Origin of the sequence: Amycolatopsis circi, from assembly GCF_003385235.1 — a bacterium.
Classification (GTDB): Bacteria; Actinomycetota; Actinomycetes; order Mycobacteriales; family Pseudonocardiaceae; genus Amycolatopsis; species Amycolatopsis circi.
Genome location: NZ_PQIA01000003.1, coordinates 88,020 through 109,076 on the forward strand (window position 1 = coordinate 88,020; position 21,057 = coordinate 109,076).

Sequence of the window (21,057 nt, forward strand, 5' to 3'; positions counted from 1 at the left end):
TCGCACCCGCTTCCCCGCCACGATGCGGCCATGACTTCGACAGATTCCGCGCACGGCGCCAAGCACGTTCTGGTGACCGGCGGCGCCGGGGAGATGGGCGCGTACGCGTGCGGCGTTCTCGCCGGCGCCGCCGAGATCGAGCGACTCGTCATCGCAGACCGGGACGAGGAGAAGGCAGCCCGGCTCGCGGCCAAGCTCGGGTCGAAGGCGACGGCTCTCGCGCTCGACATCTCGGACTCCGAAGCACTGGCGAAGGCACTCTCCGACGTCGACCTCGTACTCAACTGTGCCGGCCCGTTCTACCGGTTCGGCCGCGAAGTGCTCAGCGCCGCCATCGCCGCCGGCACCGACTATCTTGACATCTGCGACGACTGGGAACCCACCCTGGAGATGCTCGAACTGGACGACGCCGCCCGCGCGGCCGGCGTCACCGCAGTGATCGGGATGGGCGCCAGTCCGGGCACCAGCAACCTGCTCGCGGTGCTGGCGATGGCCGAGTGCGACACCGTCGACCGCGTTTACACGTCGTGGCGCGCTTCCGCCGCGCACTTCCCGCGGCCCGGCGAAGGAGAAGAGTTCCCCGAGGCGACCGCGGCCATCGAGCACTGGGTGCACAACTGCACCGAGCCGATCAAGGTCTGGCGCGACAACGGCCTCGTGGACGCGCACGCGCTCGAGGAACGGACGCTCGCGTACCCCGGACACGGCGAAGACCAAGTCTGGGTGTGCGGCCACCCCGAACCGCTGACCCTGCCCAGGGTCCGGCCCGAGGTGCGGGAGTCCCTGAACGTGATGAGCGCGCGCCGGGGCCTCATGGACGGGATCGGCCGGATCGCCGAGCGCGTCCGTGCGGGCGAGCTGAATGTCCGGCAGGCCTCCGACGAACTGCTGCGGCAGCCGAACCTCAGCGGCAAGGCCGCGGGTCCGTCGCCGAACCTGCCCAGCAACATCTTCGCCGTCGCGGAGGGCGTCAAGGACGGCTCCCGGGTCCGGATCGGCGCGCAGGCACTGGTGCAGCCGGAGGGGAACATGGGCGAAATGACCGGCATCCCGCTGGCTGTCGCGGCATTGATGTCGGCACGCGGCCAGGCCGCCAAGCCGGGCGTACACGGCCCCGAGGGCGCGATCGATCCGAAGGTCTTCTTCGCCGAGCTGGCGAAGTTCGCGCCCGAACCGCCGGCGCCCGGCGCCGAGGTGTACGAGGTCGTCACCGAAATCCTCGACCGTTGACCAATCCGCGCAGAGACGAGCGAATCGAGTGACCACAATGGACAACGCGGGCGGATCGTCCGTCGCCTATCTCTCGGGCAGCGGCTGGGTCGACCGGCCGGAGACGCTCGAGCCGGCTCTGTCCGGCGAGACGTCCTGCGACGTCGCGGTCGTCGGCGGCGGGCTCGGCGGGATGGCCGCCGCGCTCCGGCTCGCCGAACTCGGCCGGGACGTCGTGCTGGTCGAGGCCGACCTGTGCGGCTGGGGAGCCAGCGCGCGCAACGCCGGGTACCTCACGCCGACGCTGGGCAGCGATCCCCGGATCCTGAAGACCTTCTACCGCGACCGCGTTCGGGATCTGTACCGGTTCGCCACCAATGCCGTGAGTTTCACCGAGGAACTGATCGACGGCCGCGGGATCGAGTGCGGCTACCGCCCGACCGGCAACATCGCGGCCGCCCCGACCGTCGCCGCGTTCCGCAAGATGGCGGCGCACGCCAAGCCAGGCCGCCGATCCGTCGTGGGCGACGCTCAGCAGCTGGGCATCCCCCCGGCGTTTCCGGGCGGAATGCACGTCAAAGTCGGCGGCATCCTCAACCCGGGGCAGTTCGCTCTCGGCGTCCGCGAGGCGGTTCGCGCTTCGAATGTCCGCGTCTTCGAGCAGAGCCCGGTCACCGGCGTCATCGACACCGGCGACACCGTCCGGATCGACCTTCCCGGCGGGAGAATCCTTGCCGGCCAAGCGATCCTGACCGTCAACGCGTTCGCCAACCAGTTGCCGATCACGCCGAGGAACCTCAGCACGCCGGTGTATGTGACCGCCGTCGAAACCGAGCCGGTCTCCGCCGCGCAACTCGACGAAGCGGGCTGGACGAGCCGCGTCCCGATGACGACGAACCACTTCGTGATGCAGAGTTTCCGGACCACGGACCGCGGCACCATCGTCTTCACCACGCGCAGCCTGCAGACCGCGCGCCGGGCACGCGCCGACCGGATGCCCGGCCAGGCGGTCGTCGACGACCTGATGCGCGGCTTCCGGGAACGCTTCCCCACCTTGGCCGGCATCGCACCGGCGCGCGCCTGGGGCGGCTGGATCGGGCTCACCCCCTCCAACATGGCCGTCGCGGGACAGGCCAGCCCCCGCGTGCACTACTCGCTGGCCTGCAACGGCCACGGGCTTCCCCAGGCGCCGTACCTCGGCACCCTGCTCGCCGACCGGCTCTGCGACAAAGGCACGCACGACGACCTCGCCGCCGTCTGGCGCGAGTCGCCCCGGTTCGCTCCCGGCGTCGTGAACCCGGTGACGCTGCGCCTGGGCTGGCTCGCCGACCGCACGCTCGACCGAGCCGACCAACTGTTGAACCGCGACAAGATCCGAAGGAGCACCCGTGTCTGACCAGAATCCGCCTCTTGGCACCGTGATCATCGTCGGCGGAGCCGGCGCGATGGGCCGCTGGGCCGTGCGCGGCATCGCCAAGCTCGGCTCCGCGCGCAAGCTCCTCATCGCCGACCTCGACCTCGCGCGCGCTCAGCAACTGGCCGACGAGGTCGGCGGTCCGTGCGAGGCAGTGCGCCTGGACGCTACCGACCCGGCTGCGCTGCGCGAGGCGTTCGCGGACTGCGACGTCGTCCTCAACACCATGGGTCCGTTCTCGAAGTTCGCCCGGCCGATCGTCGAAGCCGCCGTCGAATCCGGCTGCGATTACCTCGACATCGACGACGACTGGGAATCCACCGTCGAGGCGTTCGAATTCGACGCGGCTGCCCGGCAGAAGGGCCTGCGCGTCGTGAAGGGCATCGGCGGCAGCCCCGGCATCTCCAACCTCGCCGCGGTCGCGGCTGCCCGCCGACTCGACAAGGTCACCGAGATCTTCACCGGCTGGTCGATGCGCGGCGCCGTGCTCGAAGACGAACCCGCCTACCCGTCGGCCGGAGGAGCCGGTGCGGCGGTCGAGCACTGGCTGATCCAGATCAGCGGCTCGATCCGCGCCTACCGCGACGGCGCGGAGAAAGACATCGAACCCATCGCTCCCGTCGAGCTGCTTTACCCGGGCAAAGGCCAGGTTCAGGCTTACACAGTCGGGCACCCGGAAGCGATCACGCTGCCTCGCTACTTCCCCACGGTCGTGAACTCGACCAACCTCACGTCCGGTCCGGCCTGGGTTTTCGACCACGCCCGCTCTGTCGCGGCGGACTACGATGCGGGCCGCGTGTCTCTCGCAGAGGGAGCCAGCCGGCTCGAAGACATGCCCGGCCCGCCCGAAGGCACGCCGCGGACCCGCGACCCGCTTCACCAGGTGTGGGCGCTGGCCCGGGGAGAACGCGACGGCGAACCCCTGGCGGTCTCGATCGAGCCCGCCTCCATGCCGCCGGGCAAGATGGGCGGCGGCACTGGCGCGGCGCTGGCCGTCGGGCTCGAACTGCTCCGCCAGGGCCGCATCGCCGAGCCGGGCGTGCACGCACCGGAAGGCGTCATCGAGCCGCGGGACTTCTTCTCCGTGTTCCTGGAGTTCGTCGAACCGGCCGTGGACTCGGTCGACGATCTGCTGATCGTCCGCGAAGGACCGATCTCCTGAGCACAGCGGAAAGCCCCGGCCGCGAGGCGAATTCAAGGGGTCGTTGCACCCCAAGTTGATCAACTGGCTTCGGTGAGAGGCTTAGCGAGACGCTCGGCCGGGGGTTTCCCAGCCGAGCGTTTTGCGTGGTCGCGAGGCGAGTTCGGCGGCGACGTCGTCAAGGTCCCGGCGGGTGCAGCCCGCGAGGTCGGTGCGCTTGGGAAAGTACTGCCGCAGGAGGCCGTCCGTGGTCTCGTCCGATCCGCGTTGCCACGGGCTGCCGGGGTTGCAGAAGCAGACCGGCGTGCGCTCGCAGGACTGCCGGGCCGGTCGGCGCCGGGCGCGGCCGGTACATCCAGCGGGAGGAGTCCCCGCTCCGGTCGCGTTCCCGCAGACAGCGAGACGGGCACGGAGAAGCCGCAGCCTCCTGACAGATCGAAGGCTGCGGCTTCTTGCCCGCACCGGGACTTTCCGCTGTGGCGAGGCAGACCGTTCAGTCGCTGGCGCCCACCAGCAAGCTGAAGCCGTGCGGGTGCCGCAACCGGGACACCAGTGTCGCCACGATAACGAGCACCGGGAAGGCCAGCGTGATCCAATACCCGTAGGTGTACACGTCCGCGAGCGGGAAGTGCGTGCCGTCGAGCAGCAGGTCCGAGGTGCTCAGGTTCACCTGGCCCGCATAATCCGTGTACGCCTTCACCGCCGCCGGAGAACCGCTCGCGGCCTTGGTCCCGAGTTCGGTCAGCACCGCCGCGTCGACGGACTGGTAGACGAAGCCCGACGCGTTCTGCACCACGGTGATCACCGCCGCGCCGACCGCGAACCCGATCGCCATGACGGTGCCCGGCATGCCCGCCGCCATGCCGGCGCGCTCCTCGGGCACGACGAACTGCGGCACGGCGAACGCGCCGCTGTAGCCTGCCCGGCTGCCGAGGCCGACGATGCCGGAACCGACGACGTATTCCCATACCTGATCATGCGCGACGGCAAGGAAAACCAGGCCCACCGCGCAGATCACCGCTCCGGCGACCAGCACCACCCCGGGCCGTCCGCGCGCGACGAACCGCTCGGAAACCTTGCCGGACAGGAACATCGTCAGCGCGAACGGCAGCATCACGAGGCTGGTCGCGAGCGGGCTGAAGTTCAGGCCGTACTGTGCGACGTGATCCGGCCACCCGGCGCCCGCGGGCAGGCGCACGCCGCCGACCGGGAACGGGTTGGGCAGATTGCCGTGCAGCATCGCCGGGTCGTTCGGGTTCTGCAAGTAGTAGTTGACGAGCACCAGGAACGCGGCGTCGACACAGCCGAACAGGCCGGCCGACAAGCACGCCGTGGTGACGAAAGGCTTGCGCAGCAACGTCAAGTCGAAGGTCGGTTTCGAGGACTTGCGCTCGGCGAGGACCCAGCCGGCCGCCAGCACGAGGCCGAGCAGCAGGACCAGGTCGGCGTGCTTGCCGATCGCGGTGTCGGCGGGCGCGCTGAAGCCGAGGAGGACGACCGCGACCCAGCCGATCAGCCACACGGTCCCGAAGACGCCGATCCGCCCGCGGGACTCCGGCGGCGAGTTCGGCACGATCGCCAGGAGGCCGATGGTCGTGAGCACGAAAAGCCCCGCCAGCACATAGAAGAACGGCGCGATCGACTGGTGCGGGACGACCGGGGCCATCGTCGTCGGATCGAGGGTCAGCCGGTCCGGCACCGGCCACAGCTTCAGCGAGACGCCCCCGCCGACCATGCCGAGCACGACGCCGGTGCCGGTGGCCATGATCAGCACGGTGACCGCCGTCGACACGGCGTTGCCGCCCAAGTGCCGGCGCAGGAAGCTCAGCGGCACCAGCTGCGCCGCGCCGCCGAAGCCCATCAGCGCCGAGCCCGCGACGAGGGCGACGTAGTTGTCGGCCACCGCCGCGATCAGTGCGCCGCCGGTGAGGAATCCGCCGGACAGCAGCGAAACGGTGCGATCGCTGAGCACGTCGGTCATCCGCGGGATCAGGACGAACCCGGCGCCGCCGCCCAGGGTGAGCGCGGTGAACACCCACGTCGCGGCGGTCACCGAGTTGTGCGCGTAGCTGATCGTGATGAGCGGCAGCAGCGGGGGAAGCATGAAGGCCACCGCGTTGGTCACGGTCGCAAGGACCGCGGCGATCCCGATCAGCGCGGCACGATTGGGCGCGGGCCGCGCACCGACGTCTTCGGCGGCGGACAGGCTCGCCGGCTCTTGCATATGGGTCATGTTCGATCCCGATCTTTCGAGTGGCTCGCTGGGTGGCGGACAAGGTAGAAGCGCCCCCGGACCGGACCGGCCGCCGGACCCGCGATGTGACCGGATGGGGGATGCCGTGGGTCACACCGTCCCGCGCAAAGCTCGCAGCACAGGCAGAACCGGCGATATCCGGCATCCCCGGTTCGCCGCCGCGCGGGCACTCCGCCGGACCCGCGGCCCGAATCCCCCGAGCGGGCGTAGAACGCCCGCACCGGCTCGCCGGGCCTGCCGCGCGCCCGACCATGGCCGCATGACGAATTCCTCCACGAACCGCCGCGGGCGCAAGCGGATCCTCGTGACCGGCGGTGCGGGCGAGATGGGCGCCTACGCCTGCCGCGCCCTCGCCAAAGCCGACGAGGTGGAATCGGTGCTGGTCGCCGACCGCGACCAGGACCGCGCCACCCGGCTCGTCGCCGAACTCGGCCCGAAAGCCCAGCCGCTGAACCTCGACATCTCCGACGCCGACGCCCTCCACGACGCGCTGACGCCGGTCGACATCGTCCTCAACACCGCCGGGCCGTTCTACCGCTTCGGGCGCGAGGTGCTCACCGCGGCGATCGCGACCAGGACGAACTACCTCGACATCTGCGACGACTGGGAACCGACGCTCGAAATGCTCGGCCTCGACGACGCCGCCCGCGCCGCCGGGGTCACCGCGGTGATCGGGATGGGCGCGAGCCCCGGCACGAGCAACCTCCTCGCGCTGCTGGCGATGAACCAGTGCGACACCGTCGACCGGGTCTGCACTGCCTGGCGCGCCGGAGCGCTGCCCTACCCGACCGCCGACGATCCTGACCCGAAACCGAATGCCGCTCTGGAGCATTGGGTCCACAATTGCACCGAGCCGATCAAGACCTGGCGCGACGGCGGGCTCGTCGACGCCTACGCACTCGAGGAGATGACTCTCGCCTACCCCGGCCGCGAAGCAGGCTCCGTCTGGGTCTGCGGGCATCCCGAGCCGCTCACTCTCCCGCGCGTCCGCCCCGAGGTGCGCGACTCGCTCAACCTCATGGTGGCCCGCCGCGGGTTGATGGACGGCATGATCCGCGTCGCCGAGCGCGTGCGAGCCGGCGAACTGGACGTCGCCGGCGCGGCCAAGCAGATCCTGCGCGAACCGAACACCGGGGGCGCCGCCGCGGGCCCGTCCCCGACGCTGCCGAACCTCTTCGCGGTCGCCGAAGGAACCAAGGACGGCAAGGGAATCCGGGTCGGCGCGCAGCCGATCGTGCTGCCCGACGCGAACATGGGCGAGATGACCGGCTACCCGCTCGCCGTCGCGACGCTGATGATGGCGCGCGGCGTGGTCGACAAGCCCGGCGTGCACGGGCCGGAGGGCGCGGTGGACCCGGACGCCTATTTCGCCGAACTGTCCCTGTTCGTCGAAAACCGCCCCGCCGGACCGGTCGTCGAGGTCGTCTCCGAGGAGATCTGACGGCGCCCGGCGCCGCGGCCCGCGCGTCACCGCGAGGGCCGCACCATCCAGTTCGCGATCTGGGTCCGGGTCGAAAAGCCCAGTTTCGCGAGAATGCTCTCCACATGCCCTTCCGCGGTCCGCAGGGAGATCACCAGCTTCTTGGCGATCTCCTTGTTCGACAGCCCCTCGGCGACGAGTTCCGCGACCTCGCGCTGACGCCGGGTCAGCACTGAGACGTCCGCCGGAACCGGCTCCGAGCCGCTGTCCGGCGCAGCGTCGAGCAATGCCAGCGCCACGATCTCCGACCGCGGCTGCTCAGCCCCGCGGACGAAGGCGGTTTCGAACCGCTCGTCCCCGAGATCCTTCCGCGCCGCGGCTTCGTACTTCTCCCGCTGCGGGCCGAACTGCCGGGCGCCAGCGCCGGGCTGCGGGGCTCCGATGGCCTGCCACAGCTTTTCCGCGCCACCGAAGAGCATCGCCGCACGCTGGCTGTCCCCCTTCGCCGCGGTCGCACACGCCAACTGCTCCATGGCGAAAGCCATGCCCAGTGTGTCGTGGAACGTCCACTTGATTCGCAGCGCGGCGCGCAAGTCCGATTCGGCGCGGGCGACGTCGCCCTGGAGCAATTCCGCGAAACCCCTCCCCCACAACGCGTACGAGAGATTCCACTGGTCACCGTTGGCTTTGCAGTGCTCGAACAGTTCGGCGAACAGGTCGGCCGCGCGGCCGACCTCGCCCGCTCGCAAATGCGCGGCTCCCAACTCGACCCTCAAACTGTCCGGGTACTGGGAGTTCACGCAGGCGCGCTCGTACAGCACCAGCGCCTCGGTCAGCACCGGCACCGCTCCGGCGGGATCGTCGGACACCACGAGCCGCATCCCCATCACGTGCGTGGCGTACGCGAGCGCAGCCGTGTCGCCAAGCTGCCGGGCGAGGTCACGAGCCTGCTCCGGCGCGGCAGTGAGCGCGTCCTGGTCGCCCAGAAAGGCGCCGACGTAGGCAGCGGTCGCCAAGGCCCAGGCTCGTTCGTGACTCGGCTCCTCGTCCAGGGCCAGCCCGCGCTCCAGCCAGAGCCTTCCCTCGGACACCGACGTGATGGCTCCCCAGAACCAGGGCATCGCGGCCAAGCGCAGGCCGGTTCGCGCTTCCCCCGGCACTGAAAAGGAAAACTCCAGTGCCCGGCGAAGATTGGCGTGCTCCGCCAGCACCCGGTCAGTCCACTCCTGCTGCTGCGGGCCGACCCATTTCTCGCCCGCCGCTTCGAAGAGCTTCAGGCACCAGTCGCGATGCCGCCGCTCCAGGTGCGTCCGCTCGTCGGCCTCCGCGAGCCGGGACTGCCCGTACGCCCGGACCGTGTCGAGCATCCCGAACCGAGCGTGTCGCGCATGCAAGTCGCGGGTGAAGATCGATTTGTCCAGCAAACCGGCGACCGTGTCGAGGACGGCCTCCCGGGACAGCGCCAGGTCCGCGCAGACCTCTTCCAGCGCCTCGGTGTCGAATCCGCCCGCGAACACCGACGCACGGGCCCACAACAGCCGCTCCGCCGGCGTGCACAGGTCGTAGCTCCAGTCGACGAGCGCCTGCAGCGTCCGATGCCGCTCCGGCACGTTCCGGTTGCCCTCGCGCAGCATCGCGAAGCGGTCGTCGAGGCGGCTCACGAGATCGTCGATCGACAGCACCCGCAGCCGCGCCGCGGCCAGCTCGATCGCCAGCGGAATGCCGTCGAGCCGGTGGCACAGCCGCACGACCGCCGCCTCGTTCTCCGCGGTAAGGGCGAAACCGGGCACCGCGGCCGCCGCGCGCTCGGTCAGCAGCGCGACAGCCGGGTAGTGCGTCGCCGCTCCCGGCGTGCTCGGCTCGTCCGGATCCGGCACCGGCAGCGGCGGCACCGAAAAGACATGCTCGCCCGCGATCTTCAAGGAGTGCCTGCTGGTGGCCAGAATCCGGATCTCGGGCGCCGCGCGCAGCACCGCGTCGGCGAGGTCGCCGACAGCCGCCACCAGATGCTCGCAGTTGTCGAAGACCAGCAGCATCCGCGAGGTCCGCAGCTGATCGCACAGCGCCTCGGCCGGTTCGCGCGCGGACTGCTCCCGGACGGCCAGGGCGCCCAGCACCGCGTGCGGCAGCAACGCCGGGTCCTCGAGAGCCGCCAGTTCGACCAGGCACACCCCGTCCGGGAACGCGCGCCGCACGTCAGCCGCGACACGGTAGGCCAGCCGAGTCTTGCCGACGCCGCCGATGCCGGTGAGCGTGACCAGCCGCGCCGCGCCGATGAGTTGCCGGACCGCGGTGACGTCGTGCCGCCGGCCCACGAAACTCGTCAAGTCCGCCGGCACGGTCGTCGGCGCTCTCCCTTGCGGTGAAGCCATGGGCATCCTGCGGGTATCGGTGGCCGGGACGCGCGTCATCGTACGTCTCCGGTTCCCGGCTCACCAGGCATCGGAACCGGGGCGCCGTCGCCCGATTTGTGCGCCATTGCCCCATCGGACCGCGGCGCCGCACGCGGGGTCAGGCGACGAGCCCGAGTTCTTGCGCACGGCTGGCGGCCTGCGCCCGGTTGCGGACGCCGAGCTTGCGGTAGACCGCGCTCGTGTGCTGTTTGACGGTGTGCCGCGAAAGGTTCAGCGACAGGGCCATTTCGGGATTGCTCTGACCGGAGACCAGGTGCTGCAACACGTCCAGCTCGCGCTTGGAAAGCTGCACCGGCAACGGCCCGGTGTCCTTCGGAAACACCCGCCCGCCCTCCGCGACGCGTTTCACCGAAGCGACCAGCGCCGCGGTCGGCATCTGCTTCGGCAAGGCCGCGACGGCGCCGTTCACCAAGCCCAGCGCGGCGGACACCCGCCCCTCCGCCGACATCAGCACGACCCGGACATGCGGCATCTGCGCATGGAATTCGCGGCACAGCCCGAGCCCGGCCCGGCCCGGCAACGACGTGCTCACCAGGACCAGCTGCGGCTGGTACCGCCGAGCCACCTGCCAGGCCAGATCGGCCGTCGAGACCCCGAGACACGACGCCACCCACGGTTCGCCGTGCAGCACCGCCCGCAACCCGGCCTGCAGCAATTCGTGTTCCTCGACGATCAACACCCGCTGCGCCTGGCAGCGGTCGCGCGGGATCTCCCCGGCTGGAACGGGCCGTTCCATGGCCATGACTGTCATCCGGGCACCTCCGGCTGCTCGTGCGGTCAACGCCGACCCACGGGACGGCTCCCGCAGCGCCGCGCCGGGCACTGCACCACCCGCTTCACGGGGCGAGCCATCCACCTGTGATGTGAATCATTGCTGGTCACAGGCGTCCGGACACCCGGGGAACTACCCGGGTAGTACCTGTCCCCGGTTCCGGCGGCACCCGCTCCGCGCGAGTCGGCGGAGGTGCTTCACACCGACAAAATGACAGCCGCGACAGCGCCGGGCCGGGGACGCCTGACCGTGACGTACGCGCCCGCGCCAAGACGGAACCTCTCCCCGACTGCGCCCGGCTGGGGGATGCTTCCCCCGACCGGGCGGAGAACCCGCCCGCCGTCCGAACAACGCGGCCGGGTTGCATACCGTGCGTCCATGTGGCGAAGCGACTGTCAACTCCGGCCCACTGAGATAGACGCGATGGGCCACCTCACCGCGACCGCGTATCTCGCCTTGCTGGAGGAGGCGCGGGCCGAGTGGCTGGTCAAAAGTCTCGGCACCCAACACCCGCCGTGCGTCCTCCGGTCCCAGCACATCGACTACCACCGCGAAATCACGCCCGCGGACGGCACGGTGACGGTGACCCTGGCAGTCCTGGAACTGGGCACGTCGAGCGTGCTGATATCCGAGGCAGTCTCGGCCGGCGGAACCATCCGCGCGAAGTCGGAGGCGGTGCTGGTCATGTGGGACGGACAGCGCCGCACGGCTCGCCCGATGACCGAGCACGAGCGCTCGTCGCTGGCGGCCTTCATCCCGCCGGACAGGCGGACCTCGGCCCGGGAATACGCGAGCCGGGAATGCGTCCAGCCAGCCAGCGACGGCCCCCGCGAGTCTTGGTCGAGGGGCTGAGCGGTCGCGTCCGGGGACGCTGCTCCGGTCCACTAGGTGCGAATGCCACCAGTCGCGAAACACCACGAGCCGATGTCGCACGAACCGCCCCTCGGGCTCGGACCGGTGCTGGACAGCCGCCCGCTCGCGCCCCGGGCGAACGCAACTTCGGCTCGTGCTGGGTCTGGATCGTGTGCCCGTCGACGTACTCGGCGACCGCGAACGGGCCGCCGATCAGAGACTCGTCCTCGCACAGCGCCACTGCCCGCGCCACCGGAACCCCGGTGCCGGCGAGGGCGGCCGTCACCCGGTACTCCCGGGCCACGTCGTGCGCCGACGGCGTGCGACCGGCCCGCGGCGGCGTCCGCAGCACCCAGGACGCGTCGCCGTCGCTGAGCCGATAGGTCAGCTTGGAGCGGCCTCCCGCGATGAGGTGCGACTCCAAGCCGCCCCGCATCGACACGCCGGCGCCGGCGAGGACAGACACGACGCGCGCCAGCTCGGCCTCGGTCAACTGTGGAGCGTTCACCGGATCTCCCGTTCGAGGTCCCGCACCGCACGCTTGGCCAGCGACCAGCGATGCACCTCCGAGGGCCCGTCGTAAATGCGGAACGCCCGGAGTTCGCGCGCGATCCGGGCGACCGGAAGATCGGCGGACAGTCCCATGCCGCCGCAGAGCTGGGTCGCCCGGTCCGCCACCCGGTTGAGCGCCTCCGCCGCGAAGGTCTTGGTGATAGAGGTGATCTTGGCTCCCCTGCCTCCCGCGTCGAGTTCGGCACACGCTTCGCGGAGCAGGGCGCGGGTCGCCGCGAGGTCGATCTCGTTGTCGGCGATCAGTTGCTGCGCCATGCCGAGTCCGGCGAGCCTGCCGCCGAACGCACTGCGCTCTGCCGCGTACCGGACCGCGGCCTCGTGGGCGCGGCGGGCGGCGCCGGTCCAGCGCATGACATGCGTCATCCGGGCGGGGCCGAGCCTGACCTGGACGTATCGGAAGCCCTCGTCGACCTCGCCGAGAACATCCTCGTCCGGGACGAAGACGTCGTCGAAAAGCAGTTCGCAATGGCCGCCGAGCATGGAGCGGTCGGTCGTGCGCAGGTGCCGGACCAGCGTGACGCCCTCGCGCCGGGCGGGTCAGCCAATGCGCCCGGCTCGAGCCGAGAAAGTTGACAGGACCGTCACCTGCGGGCTCGGCGAAGCTTCGCCGGGGAGCGCGCACAGCACCTCGCCGACGATCAGGAGGATACTGGCGTCCTCCCGCGCCCTGCTGGTGAGCATGCTCGTCGTCGGCGCTGTCTTGCTCGCAGAAACAGTTTTCGCCTGGTCCATGGCGGACGCCTCTTCCGAGCTTCGGGTGTATCCGAGCCTGCTCTTCGCGGTGGATGTGCTCTCGGGCGTGCTCGGCGCGGGCTGGCTGGGAGTCGGTGCGGTCGTGCTGATCGCGGTGGCCCCGGGCGGAGCGTTGCTTGCGGATCCAGACGAGGCACTGGATCGGGTGCCCGGCGTCGCCCTGATCATGACCAGCGGAGGCGCGATCGCCCTCTTCCAGCTCCCGATTCCCGCGTGGGCAGCGATTCTGGGAATCCTCGTGGCGACGGGCATTGCGACAGCGTCCGGCGAGATTCTACTGGGCTCTCTGCATCTTCCTTGCCGGAACCACGGCGTTCTTGCAGGCGCGACAACCCCGCTGGGCTTGGCTCGACGCGCTGGGCCGGACCTTGATGAGCTGGCTCGTGTGGCGCTTCTGAGCCGCCCGAGCCGCGATGCTGCCCTGCAAGCTCCGACCGCATTCAAACAGACGGACGAGACCAGGCGGGTGCACCTCGCATGCTGCCCGCCGCCCGCCGGGATCCACGCCACGAACGCTTGCTTGACGACTTTGAGGGCGACAGCCGGAAAACCCGGTCGACTGCTGTGATCGGCAGGCTGGTGATCGAGCAGTACTGGCCGCCCGGTTGCGATCGGCGGCAGGGGCCGGAAAAATCGGCGGGATTCCGCGGAATCGCCGTCGACTTGCCAGGGAGTGTCCCGTGCTGACCCTCGGAACCGGAATCTCGGTGCGTCCGGAAGCCGATCCGCTGGAGGACATCCGGTGGGCGGACCGCGAACCCCGCGTCGCGGGCGCGTGGATGCTCGACCACCTCCAGGGCTGGGCGCCGCGCGGCGCGCAGGAAACGGATCCGCACCTGCTGCTGGAGCCGTTCTCTGTGCTGGCAGCGGGCGCGGCCGCGACGAGCCGGGTGCCGCTCGGCGTCGCGGTCACCGATCCCGTGCGGCGCAGCCCGGTCGCGCTCGCGCACACCGCCGCCACCACGAGCTGGCTGGGCGGCCGGAAAATGGTGCTGGGACTCGGGGTCGGCGACCCGGGCCAGCTCCGCCCGTTCGGCCTGCACCCCGGCCGCGAACGGACCGGACGGCTCGACTACATCCGGCCGGCCCTGCGCGACCTGGCCGCGCTCCGGGACAAGGGCCGGTTGAGCCCCGAGGGCCCGGACCTGCCGCTGGCCGGGGTCTCCCCGTTCGAAGTGTATGTGGCCGCGCACGGTCCGCAGATGCTCCGGCTGACCGCCCGGTACGGCGACGGATGGCTGCCGACCAGCTTGCCGGTGCGGCAGTACCGGTCGAATCTCGCCGCGATCCGGGAGGCTGCCGCCGCGGCGGGCCGGGATTCGGCTGCCGTTCGCCCCTGTTTGTTCCTCTGGGCCGCGCTCGGCAGCGACGACGCGGACAGCGCGAAATTGTTGCAGCGCCCCGAAGTCCGGGCTGTCGCGCTGTATCGCGGCCGGTCGGCGTTCGCCGAACACGGTGCCGACTACCCGTTGCCGCACGCGTATGTGCCGCACGAAATTCCGGCCGAACAGGCCCCGGAGGTGCTCGCAAGCATCCCCGACGCGCTGGTGCGCGAGGCTGTGTTGCACGGTTCTCCCCAGCACGTGGCCGAGAAACTGGGCGAGTACGCCGAGGCCGGGTGCCAGCACGTGATCGTGCAGGACATCGGCCGCTTCGCGGATCCGGAGGGCACTGAGCGCTCGCGGGCGGCGCTGCTGGCCGTCGCGGATGCGCTGGGAGGTCAGTGATCCGGGCCGTGCCGGAAGGTCTCCCGCACGCCGAGCGCACAGCACAATCCGGCCGCGCTCAGCGCGAGCGGGACGATCAGGGCCCACCGGTAATCGGCGAGGACCGGATGGCTCAACGCGTCCGTTGAACCGGGACGGGCGTCAAGGATCCAGCCGAAGACCGGTTGGATCAGTCCCGACGCCAGGAACGCGCCGACGTTGACGACCCCGAGCGCGGTCGCCGCGGCACTGGGCGCGGTCGATTCCTTGACCGCCGCGAACGCGGGCACCACCTGCGCCCCGGCGAGGCCCACCAGTGCGTAGAGCACCACCGCCGACCAGCCGGGCGACCACGGAAGAAAGGCGAACCCGGCCCAGCCCAGCACGGCGCTGGCCGAGCAGACCAGGATCACCGGGCACCGCCGGCCCAGCCGATCCGAGAGCAGGCCGAGCAGGATGTTGCCGCAGCCGTACACGACCAGCCCGATGGTCGTGTACGCCGAGGCGGCCGCGTTGCTCAACCCGAAGCCGTCGCGCAGGAGGGGCACCCCCCACAGGCCGGAGAAAGCGTAGAAGGTGCCGTTGGTGCCGATCACCGCGGCGAAAACGAGCCAAACCTGCCTGCTGGCCAGCGCCGACCTCAACCGGTGCGACCCGTTCGCCGGAGCGGTCGCGGCAGGCGCGGCCGGCCGGGGAAGCACGCCCGGGTACCCGGCCTCCTCCGGCGAATCCCGCACGACGACCAGGACCAGCACCGTTGTCGTCACGGCGAGCAGTCCGACGACAAGGAATATCGACCGCCAGGTGAACGCCGTGAGCAGCAAGGCGGACGGCCCCTCCGCGACGATGCTGCCGAGATTGCCGACGAACATCGTGATGCCGGTGACGACACCGTAGCGGCGCTCGGGAAACCAGGTCGCGTTGCTCTTCAGCAGGCCGACGAAGATGCCGGACGTGCCGAGCCCCACCAGCAGCGGTCCGACGGCGGCGACACCGAACCCCGGAGCCGCGGCCAGCAGCAAGGTCCCCGCCGAGGTGACCGCCCCGCCGACCGCGACCACCATCCGGGTGCCGTACCGGTCGATCAGCAGTCCGACCGGAACCTGCATCACCGTGTACACCCAGAAATTGCCCGCGGCGAAGAGGCCGAGCTGCGCCGCCGAGACGCCGAACGCCGCGCCGATCGGTTCGGCGAACGTGGCGGGCGCGAACCGCTGGAAGAAACCGATGGTGAACAAGGCCAGCAGCAGCGCCGTCGAGCCGGCTCGCGCCCGCCGGAACCCGCGGCGGAGTTCCGCGGGCGCGGCCTCGCCGGTCCTCACCCAGGCACCCCCTGCGCGCTCGGCGCCCGGTCGCCCGCCGCGCCGAGCACCCGGTCCAGGATCCAGTTGTCCAGGCGGTGCACCACGTGTTCCTCGGGCGTGTAGCAGCCGGGGGTGCTGCCCGGCAGGCCGCGCTGCTGGAATTCGGTGATCCAGTCGTCCTCGCGCACGACCTGGTCCCAGCGGCGGATGTAGCGTGCCGAAACCTCGGCGTAGTCAGGGCGGTCGACACTGGCGCGCGGGAAGCAGTAGCCGACGTCGACCCGGGTCCGTGTCGGCGTCTCCGGGTATTTCTGGATCCACCACATGCAGTCCGGCGCGGTGACGAGGAAAAACCCGGGAGCGAGCACGGAGAAATGGGTGCCGCGTTTCGCCGCGCCGCTGATGCCCGGCGTGGCCGGGAAACCCAGGTGCCGCTCGCCGGGGGCCAATGCCGGGGTGTGGTCGTTTTCGTGGAATACGGTGATCCACTCGCCGCTGGTGGGCGGCGAAACGACCGGTTGCTCGCCGATCGACCCGCGGTGGATGTGCTTGGTGTGGAGGGTCTCCATGTCCACCTCGACGTAAAGCTTCCAGTTCGAGGCGAGATGGTAACTGCGTCGGTGCACGCACGCCATCTCGGCGATCCGGTAAGATCTGGCCACCCGCTCGGCGAAATCGCCGAAGTACTGGTCCACGGGCGGGGCGTTCTCGTCGAAGGTGACGAAAAGCAGGCCTTCCAATTCGGACCAGCGCAGGTCGGTGAGCGCGTGCCGCTCCGGGTCGAAGGTGCTCGACTCCTCGGTCCCCGGAGCCCGAAGCAGTTTTCCGTCGAGGCTGTACACCCAGCTGTGGTATTGGCACCGGATACCGCCGCAGGTCCCCTGGGCTTCCTCCAGGAGAATCGAGCCGCGATGCCGGCAACTGTTCCGGAATGCCCGGATTCCCTCGTCCGACCGGACCAGCAGCACCGGCTGGCCGAGCGTCTCGGCGGTGAGGAAACTGCCGCGCGAGGGCAGCATCGAAGCCAGCCCGACAAAATGCCAAGCGGGACGGAAAATGGCGTCGATTTCCCGGCGATGCCATTCGGGCGAGGTGTAGCACCAGTGCGGCATGGTCTGCGCTTCCGGCAGCGCACTGCGCACCCGCGCGTAGTTCTGCGCATCGAAAATATCCGGCAATTGCAACACAGTCGCTCCCCTTTGTTGGCAGGGCAGGATTCGACGGTTACGCCGATTCGGCCCAGAATCGCCACTGCCCTTCCCCAGCGCGCCCAACCCTAGGAGGGAGCGGAGCGCCGGGGCAAGCACACTGATGGACATTCACTCACTGCGACCAGTGCCCGGTGCTCGCCTTCGGCTCCGAGTCGACCCCCGAACTCCATCACTCGCTACGTTTTGAGTGCCAAACTCGGCAACAGGACACGGAAACAGCTGCTATTTCCCGATTCTCCCGTAGATGGGCATTACTCGGCCCTCACGCACTGCAGCCGACAGGCGGCGCTGCTGACGGCCGACAGCGCGACGCGGCAGTCTTCGCCTGGCGTAGTGACTGATTGACTCAGCCACTACAGCCGCGCGCAACGGTGCACCGCCCGACGTCCGCGAGTCGCTTGTTCAACTCCGCCGCGGTCATCGGACAGCAAATTCATCGTCGCCAACTGCGATCCGGCGGGGGAGCCGCAGGCATCGTGATCACGTTGGCTGGTCGCCGGGCGCGCGTGACCCGACCTCACGGCCTTGGCGATAAGGGACGGCGTTTTCTGCCGAAAGTGATCGTCAGGTACTCGGACGACAACGCCGATCGACGCGAACGCCACGATAGGCACTCCAGGCGGCCCCCCGACCTTGGACCACCCGGCACCGCTGTACGAAGTAGCCTTCGAGACCGCCAGGACCGTCTTCGACCTGTTGTTCCGCAAGGTCTTCGCTCAATTCCCCGGCATCACGTTCGTATTCGCCCACTGCGGCGGAGCGTTTCCCGCGCTCGCCGGTCGAGTCTCGTTGCTGGGGAACGAGCCATGGGTGCCGCACGGACTGTCGGCACGCGACCTGAAAGACCAACTGGCGACCGTCTACGTCGACACCGCCGCGACAGCCTTCCCGAGTTCGCTCCTGCCGGCAGCGGCGACCCTGGGAGCCGACCACATCGTGTACGGCAGCGACTGGGGCGCACCATGCACCACTGTGGACACCGCGGAAGAAAATCGGCACAGCCTCCAGCACTGCGGCGCTCTGACCGCAGCGGAGGCCGCGACCGTCCGCCGACGCGCATTGGACTTGTTTCCCCTCGCCGCCCGACGACTGGGAGCCACCCCGAAAACGCCAGACTGAGCGTCAGGAGACTCCGCCGGCGCACAGGGGCCAGGTCGGCGGCGGTCTTATAGGCTCTGGGCTCGAACCCAGCCGGTCCACCGCTCGCGCAACGCGTTGACCAGAACAGACCCCCGCTGAAGATCCGCTTCGGGGCACGCGTCCAGGTCAAGGTGCTCGGTTTCGCCTCCGTCCGCGCGGCTTCGCGCCTGCTCGCCCTTCTTGACCGACGATTCCGAGAAGTTCGCGCCGCGCCCGTCGGCACTGGCTGATGCCCTCGAGGGTGCGGGCGTCTTCGGCCGCTCCGCGACGCCGTCTCCGCGCAGGTCGGGGAGGCGGCATTCGGGTCAGCCCCACGATCGGGTCGCCTCCGCCGCGCGACGCGGTGTCCTCAGACGAAAATCGACAGGATCCCCAGTGCCGCCAGGCCGAGCACGCTCACCAGGGTCTGCACCGTGGTGTGCAATTTGGTCGCCTGCCCCATCGTCATCCCGAACGATTCCTTCACGAGCCAGAAGCCAGCGTGGTTGACGTAGTTCAAGCCGATCGAACCGGCGCCGATCGCGACCACGACCATCGCGGTGTACCAGCTCCCGCTGTGCGCCAGCAGCGGCGCGACGATGCCGGTCGAGGACACGATGCCGACCGTCGCCGAACCGGTGGACGCCGACAGCAGCAGCGCCAGCAGCCACGCCAGCACAAGCACGCTGATTTTCAGGCGCCCCGCCGCGGAGCCGACCGCGTGGCTGATCCCCGAATCCTGCAGCACCTCGTTGAACGCGCCGCCGCCGCCGATGATCAGCAGGATGCCGACGACCGGCTTCAGACTGTCCGAAACGGACCGTCGCACGACTTCGCCCGGGCGTCCGCGCAGCAGGGCCAGCGCGAACAGCGCGAACAAGAACCCCGCCAGCATGGCGATCACCGGCTCGCCCAGCAGCACCGCGACCGACCGGACCGGATTCTTGTCCGGCAGCGCGATCTCGGCGAGCGTGCGCAGCAGCATCAGCGCGACCGGGACGAGAATCGACACGATCGCGGTGCCGGTGGGCACCGCGCTCCGGGCCGTCTCCGGCTCGCCGGCGCCCGCGGGGACCCCGGCCCCTGCCATGGCGCGGCCGGCGTCGGCACCACCGGCGCCGTGCGTGAACTGCGCGACCAGCGCCTGGTCCGGCTGGATGCTCAGCCGGGCGGAGAGCCAGCGGCCGAAGACCGGTCCGGCGAGAATCACCGTCGGGACCGCGCAGGCGAACCCGACGACGATCGTCTTCCCCAGGTCGGCGTGCAGCCCGGACACCGCGGTGAGCGGACCGGGGTGCGGCGGCACCATGCCGTGCAAAGTGGCGAGCGCGGCGATCGTCGGGGTCGCGAGCAGAGTGTAGGAGGAGGCGCCGGCCGCACCCGTCTGGCGCAGCCGCTCGGCGACGCTGAACACCAGCGGCAGCAACACGATCAGGCCGACCTCGAAGAACATCGGAATGCCGATCACGAACGCGGCCAGCGCCATCAGCCACGGCAGCGTGCGCGGAGTCGAGCGCTCCACCACCGCGGTCGCGATCCGGTCGGTCGCCCCGGAATCGGCGAGCAGGCGGCCGAGCATCGTCCCCAGCGCGAGCGTCACGCCGACGTTGCCCAGGATGTCCCCCGCGCCGGTCTCGATCGACTTGGCGATCTTCGTCAGCGGCTCGCCCGCCGCCAGCCCCGCGATCAGCGAGACGACCAGCAACGCGACGAACGGATGCAGCCGCAGCCGCGAGTTGATGAGCGTGACCAGCAGCGCGACCGCCGCGACCAGGACGCCCAGCAGGAACCATGTATGCCCGCTCACCCGGCAACCTCCTCATGGCGGCGTCAGGCCATCCGAGCCGCACCGCCTGGAATCGATTCCGGGATCATGTCACTCGGGTTACGACTGGTCAATACGGGGGTGACCGGGACGACCAGGAGGCTGCGAAGCGCTTCGTTCCGGAACGCTCGACTCCCGCACCACCAACTCCGCCGCCAATTCGACCGTCGCGGGAGCCACCGCGACGTCTTCGACCGCGTCGACCAGCACGTCCACCGCTCGCGCGCCGAGTGCCCCCCACAGCGGCCGGACGACCGTCAACGGCGGATCGGCGTGCCGCGCGAGTTCGCCGTCGCCGAAAGCCACGGCGGAAACGTCACCGGGCACCGTCAAGCCCGCCCGCCGGAACCCGGTGACCGCACGCGCAGCCAGCGCTGGCGTGACGGCGAAGAAACCGTCCGCGTCCACCGCCAGGACCGAAGGAGCGACAACGACCTCGGGCTGCCGCAACCCGGCCTCCGCACACGCCGCGGCGAACCCGTCGATCAGCGGGCCGGCCGCCTCCGCCAGCACGGCAAGCCGCGTCCGCCCTTGCGCGGCCAGGTGGACACCAGCCGCGCGGCCTGCATGCCAGAGCGCGGTGCGCACCACCGTCCCGGAGCTGTGCTCGACGGTGTCGTCGACAACCACGGCAGGCAACACCGCACCGTCCGCCGGCACCGGCGCCTCCCACGCCCGGCCAGGAGCGATCGCCAGGAGGCCGTCGGCGGGCAGCCTGGCGAAAGCATCCTCCGCTCCCTCGTTCTTCCCCGGCGAGTGCAGCACGAGCTGGTACCCGCGACGACTCGCCTGCGCAACCGCACCCGCCAGCACCCCCTCCCAGCCAGTCCGTCCGCTCGGCACCGCCACGGCCAGCACGCGCGACCGCCCGGTGCGCAAGCTCTGCGCCGCCCGGTTCGGCTGGTAACCGAGATCGGCCGCGACCTCGAGAATGCGCGCCCGCGTAGCGGCGCCGACGTCCTGGTCACGCGCGGACAGCGCTCGCGACGCGGTCGCCTTCGCCACCCCCGCGGCCTTGGCGACATCGGCAAGGGACACCCGACGCATGGCACCTCCCGTACCGGAACCGATTCCGACAGCATCCCACAGC

General features: G+C 70.3%; 17 protein-coding genes and 1 pseudogene. 8 read left to right on the plus strand and 10 right to left on the minus strand.

Annotated features, from left to right (window positions below; genetic code table 11):
* The first annotated feature begins 30 nt into the window (after window positions 1–30).
* From D0D37_RS01345 to D0D37_RS01355, 3 genes are read left to right on the plus strand one after another with little or no spacing between them, the layout of a single operon-like run.
* Window positions 31–1,230 (plus strand): saccharopine dehydrogenase family protein, encoded by a 1,200-nt coding sequence (locus D0D37_RS01345; RefSeq protein ID WP_116198635.1) that lies wholly within the window; start codon window positions 31–33, stop codon window positions 1,228–1,230.
* A gap of 37 nt (window positions 1,231–1,267) precedes the next feature.
* Complete coding sequence (locus D0D37_RS01350; RefSeq protein WP_116198636.1) at window positions 1,268–2,605, plus strand: NAD(P)/FAD-dependent oxidoreductase; 1,338 nt, start codon at window positions 1,268–1,270, stop codon at window positions 2,603–2,605.
* Complete coding sequence (locus tag D0D37_RS01355; protein ID WP_116198637.1) at window positions 2,598–3,785, plus strand: saccharopine dehydrogenase family protein; 1,188 nt, start codon at window positions 2,598–2,600, stop codon at window positions 3,783–3,785. Before D0D37_RS01350 ends, D0D37_RS01355 begins: the two co-directional genes overlap by 8 nt.
* Window positions 3,786–3,866: 81 nt before the next feature.
* Here the strand turns inward: D0D37_RS01355 and D0D37_RS01360 are convergent.
* Both D0D37_RS01360 and D0D37_RS01365 read right to left on the minus strand, forming a co-directional pair.
* A pseudogene (locus tag D0D37_RS01360) lies at window positions 3,867–4,064 on the minus strand (transposase); the annotation flags it as partial.
* A 193-nt stretch (window positions 4,065–4,257) separates the two neighbouring features.
* Window positions 4,258–5,997 (minus strand): MFS transporter, encoded by a 1,740-nt coding sequence (locus tag D0D37_RS01365; protein ID WP_116198638.1) that lies wholly within the window; start codon window positions 5,995–5,997, stop codon window positions 4,258–4,260.
* Between the two features lie 280 nt (window positions 5,998–6,277).
* Between D0D37_RS01365 and D0D37_RS01370 the strand changes: the two genes are divergently transcribed.
* Window positions 6,278–7,459 (plus strand): saccharopine dehydrogenase family protein, encoded by a 1,182-nt coding sequence (locus tag D0D37_RS01370; protein WP_162834036.1) that lies wholly within the window; start codon window positions 6,278–6,280, stop codon window positions 7,457–7,459.
* A 26-nt stretch (window positions 7,460–7,485) separates the two neighbouring features.
* Here D0D37_RS01370 and D0D37_RS01375 read toward each other — a convergent pair whose 3' ends face one another.
* A complete protein-coding gene (locus tag D0D37_RS01375) occupies window positions 7,486–9,765 on the minus strand; it encodes a LuxR C-terminal-related transcriptional regulator (RefSeq protein WP_208719742.1) in 2,280 nt (759 codons plus the stop codon).
* A 184-nt stretch (window positions 9,766–9,949) separates the two neighbouring features.
* A complete protein-coding gene (locus D0D37_RS01380) occupies window positions 9,950–10,603 on the minus strand; it encodes a response regulator transcription factor (RefSeq protein ID WP_116198640.1) in 654 nt (217 codons plus the stop codon).
* A 399-nt stretch (window positions 10,604–11,002) separates the two neighbouring features.
* Between D0D37_RS01380 and D0D37_RS01385 the strand changes: the two genes are divergently transcribed.
* Window positions 11,003–11,476: an acyl-CoA thioesterase gene (locus D0D37_RS01385; RefSeq protein ID WP_279630233.1), complete on the plus strand. Its 474-nt coding sequence runs from the start codon at window positions 11,003–11,005 to the stop codon at window positions 11,474–11,476.
* On the opposite strand, the gene D0D37_RS01390 is transcribed toward D0D37_RS01385, so the two are convergent.
* On the minus strand, window positions 11,376–11,912 hold the full coding sequence (locus tag D0D37_RS01390) for a phosphotransferase (RefSeq protein WP_116198655.1): 537 nt from the start codon (window positions 11,910–11,912) through the stop codon (window positions 11,376–11,378). The genes D0D37_RS01385 and D0D37_RS01390 overlap by 101 nt on opposite strands.
* 68 nt (window positions 11,913–11,980) lie before the next feature.
* Window positions 11,981–12,529 (minus strand): acyl-CoA dehydrogenase family protein, encoded by a 549-nt coding sequence (locus D0D37_RS01395; RefSeq protein WP_116198642.1) that lies wholly within the window; start codon window positions 12,527–12,529, stop codon window positions 11,981–11,983.
* Window positions 12,530–12,728: 199 nt separating this feature from the next.
* Here D0D37_RS01395 and D0D37_RS01400 point away from each other — a divergent pair, with 199 nt between their 5' ends.
* Together D0D37_RS01400 and D0D37_RS01405 are read left to right on the plus strand one after the other, a co-directional pair.
* The gene (locus D0D37_RS01400) at window positions 12,729–13,370 is read left to right on the plus strand and encodes a hypothetical protein (protein ID WP_116198643.1); all 642 of its coding nucleotides are present in this window, start codon (window positions 12,729–12,731) and stop codon (window positions 13,368–13,370) included.
* Window positions 13,371–13,482: 112 nt separating this feature from the next.
* Entirely contained in the window at window positions 13,483–14,529 is a 1,047-nt protein-coding gene (locus D0D37_RS01405; protein WP_116198644.1) for an LLM class flavin-dependent oxidoreductase, read from the plus strand.
* On the opposite strand, the gene D0D37_RS01410 is transcribed toward D0D37_RS01405, so the two are convergent.
* Entirely contained in the window at window positions 14,523–15,830 is a 1,308-nt protein-coding gene (locus D0D37_RS01410) for an MFS transporter (RefSeq protein ID WP_162834038.1), read from the minus strand. The genes D0D37_RS01405 and D0D37_RS01410 overlap by 7 nt on opposite strands.
* Complete coding sequence (locus D0D37_RS01415) at window positions 15,827–16,999, minus strand: aromatic ring-hydroxylating oxygenase subunit alpha (protein WP_162834039.1); 1,173 nt, start codon at window positions 16,997–16,999, stop codon at window positions 15,827–15,829. Before D0D37_RS01415 ends, D0D37_RS01410 begins: the two co-directional genes overlap by 4 nt.
* A gap of 657 nt (window positions 17,000–17,656) precedes the next feature.
* Between D0D37_RS01415 and D0D37_RS01420 the strand changes: the two genes are divergently transcribed.
* Window positions 17,657–18,142 (plus strand): amidohydrolase family protein, encoded by a 486-nt coding sequence (locus D0D37_RS01420; protein ID WP_244223336.1) that lies wholly within the window; start codon window positions 17,657–17,659, stop codon window positions 18,140–18,142.
* 370 nt (window positions 18,143–18,512) lie between these two features.
* Here D0D37_RS01420 and D0D37_RS01425 read toward each other — a convergent pair whose 3' ends face one another.
* Both D0D37_RS01425 and D0D37_RS01430 read right to left on the minus strand, forming a co-directional pair.
* Window positions 18,513–19,949, minus strand: coding sequence for a GntP family permease (locus D0D37_RS01425; RefSeq protein ID WP_116198648.1), 1,437 nt, complete (start codon window positions 19,947–19,949; stop codon window positions 18,513–18,515).
* Window positions 19,950–20,027: 78 nt separating this feature from the next.
* Window positions 20,028–21,057: LacI family DNA-binding transcriptional regulator (locus D0D37_RS01430; RefSeq protein ID WP_208719743.1), on the minus strand; the 1,030-nt coding region annotated here is incomplete at its 5' end.

Bases quoted from the DNA above. Each gene is read 5' to 3' on its own strand.
- D0D37_RS01400 (WP_116198643.1), top strand. From the start codon at position 12,729: ATGCTCGTCGTCGGCGCTGTCTTGCTCGCAGAAACAGTTTTCGCCTGG.
- D0D37_RS01350 (WP_116198636.1), top strand. From the start codon at position 1,268: ATGGACAACGCGGGCGGATCGTCCGTCGCCTATCTCTCGGGCAGCGGC.
- D0D37_RS01390 (WP_116198655.1), bottom strand. From the start codon at position 11,912: ATGCGGGGCGGCTTGGAGTCGCACCTCATCGCGGGAGGCCGCTCCAAG.
- D0D37_RS01370 (WP_162834036.1), top strand. From the start codon at position 6,278: ATGACGAATTCCTCCACGAACCGCCGCGGGCGCAAGCGGATCCTCGTG.
- D0D37_RS01380 (WP_116198640.1), bottom strand. From the start codon at position 10,603: ATGACAGTCATGGCCATGGAACGGCCCGTTCCAGCCGGGGAGATCCCG.
- D0D37_RS01345 (WP_116198635.1), top strand. From the start codon at position 31: ATGACTTCGACAGATTCCGCGCACGGCGCCAAGCACGTTCTGGTGACC.
- D0D37_RS01395 (WP_116198642.1), bottom strand. From the start codon at position 12,529: ATGCTCGGCGGCCATTGCGAACTGCTTTTCGACGACGTCTTCGTCCCG.
- D0D37_RS01365 (WP_116198638.1), bottom strand. From the start codon at position 5,997: ATGACCCATATGCAAGAGCCGGCGAGCCTGTCCGCCGCCGAAGACGTC.
- D0D37_RS01385 (WP_279630233.1), top strand. From the start codon at position 11,003: ATGTGGCGAAGCGACTGTCAACTCCGGCCCACTGAGATAGACGCGATG.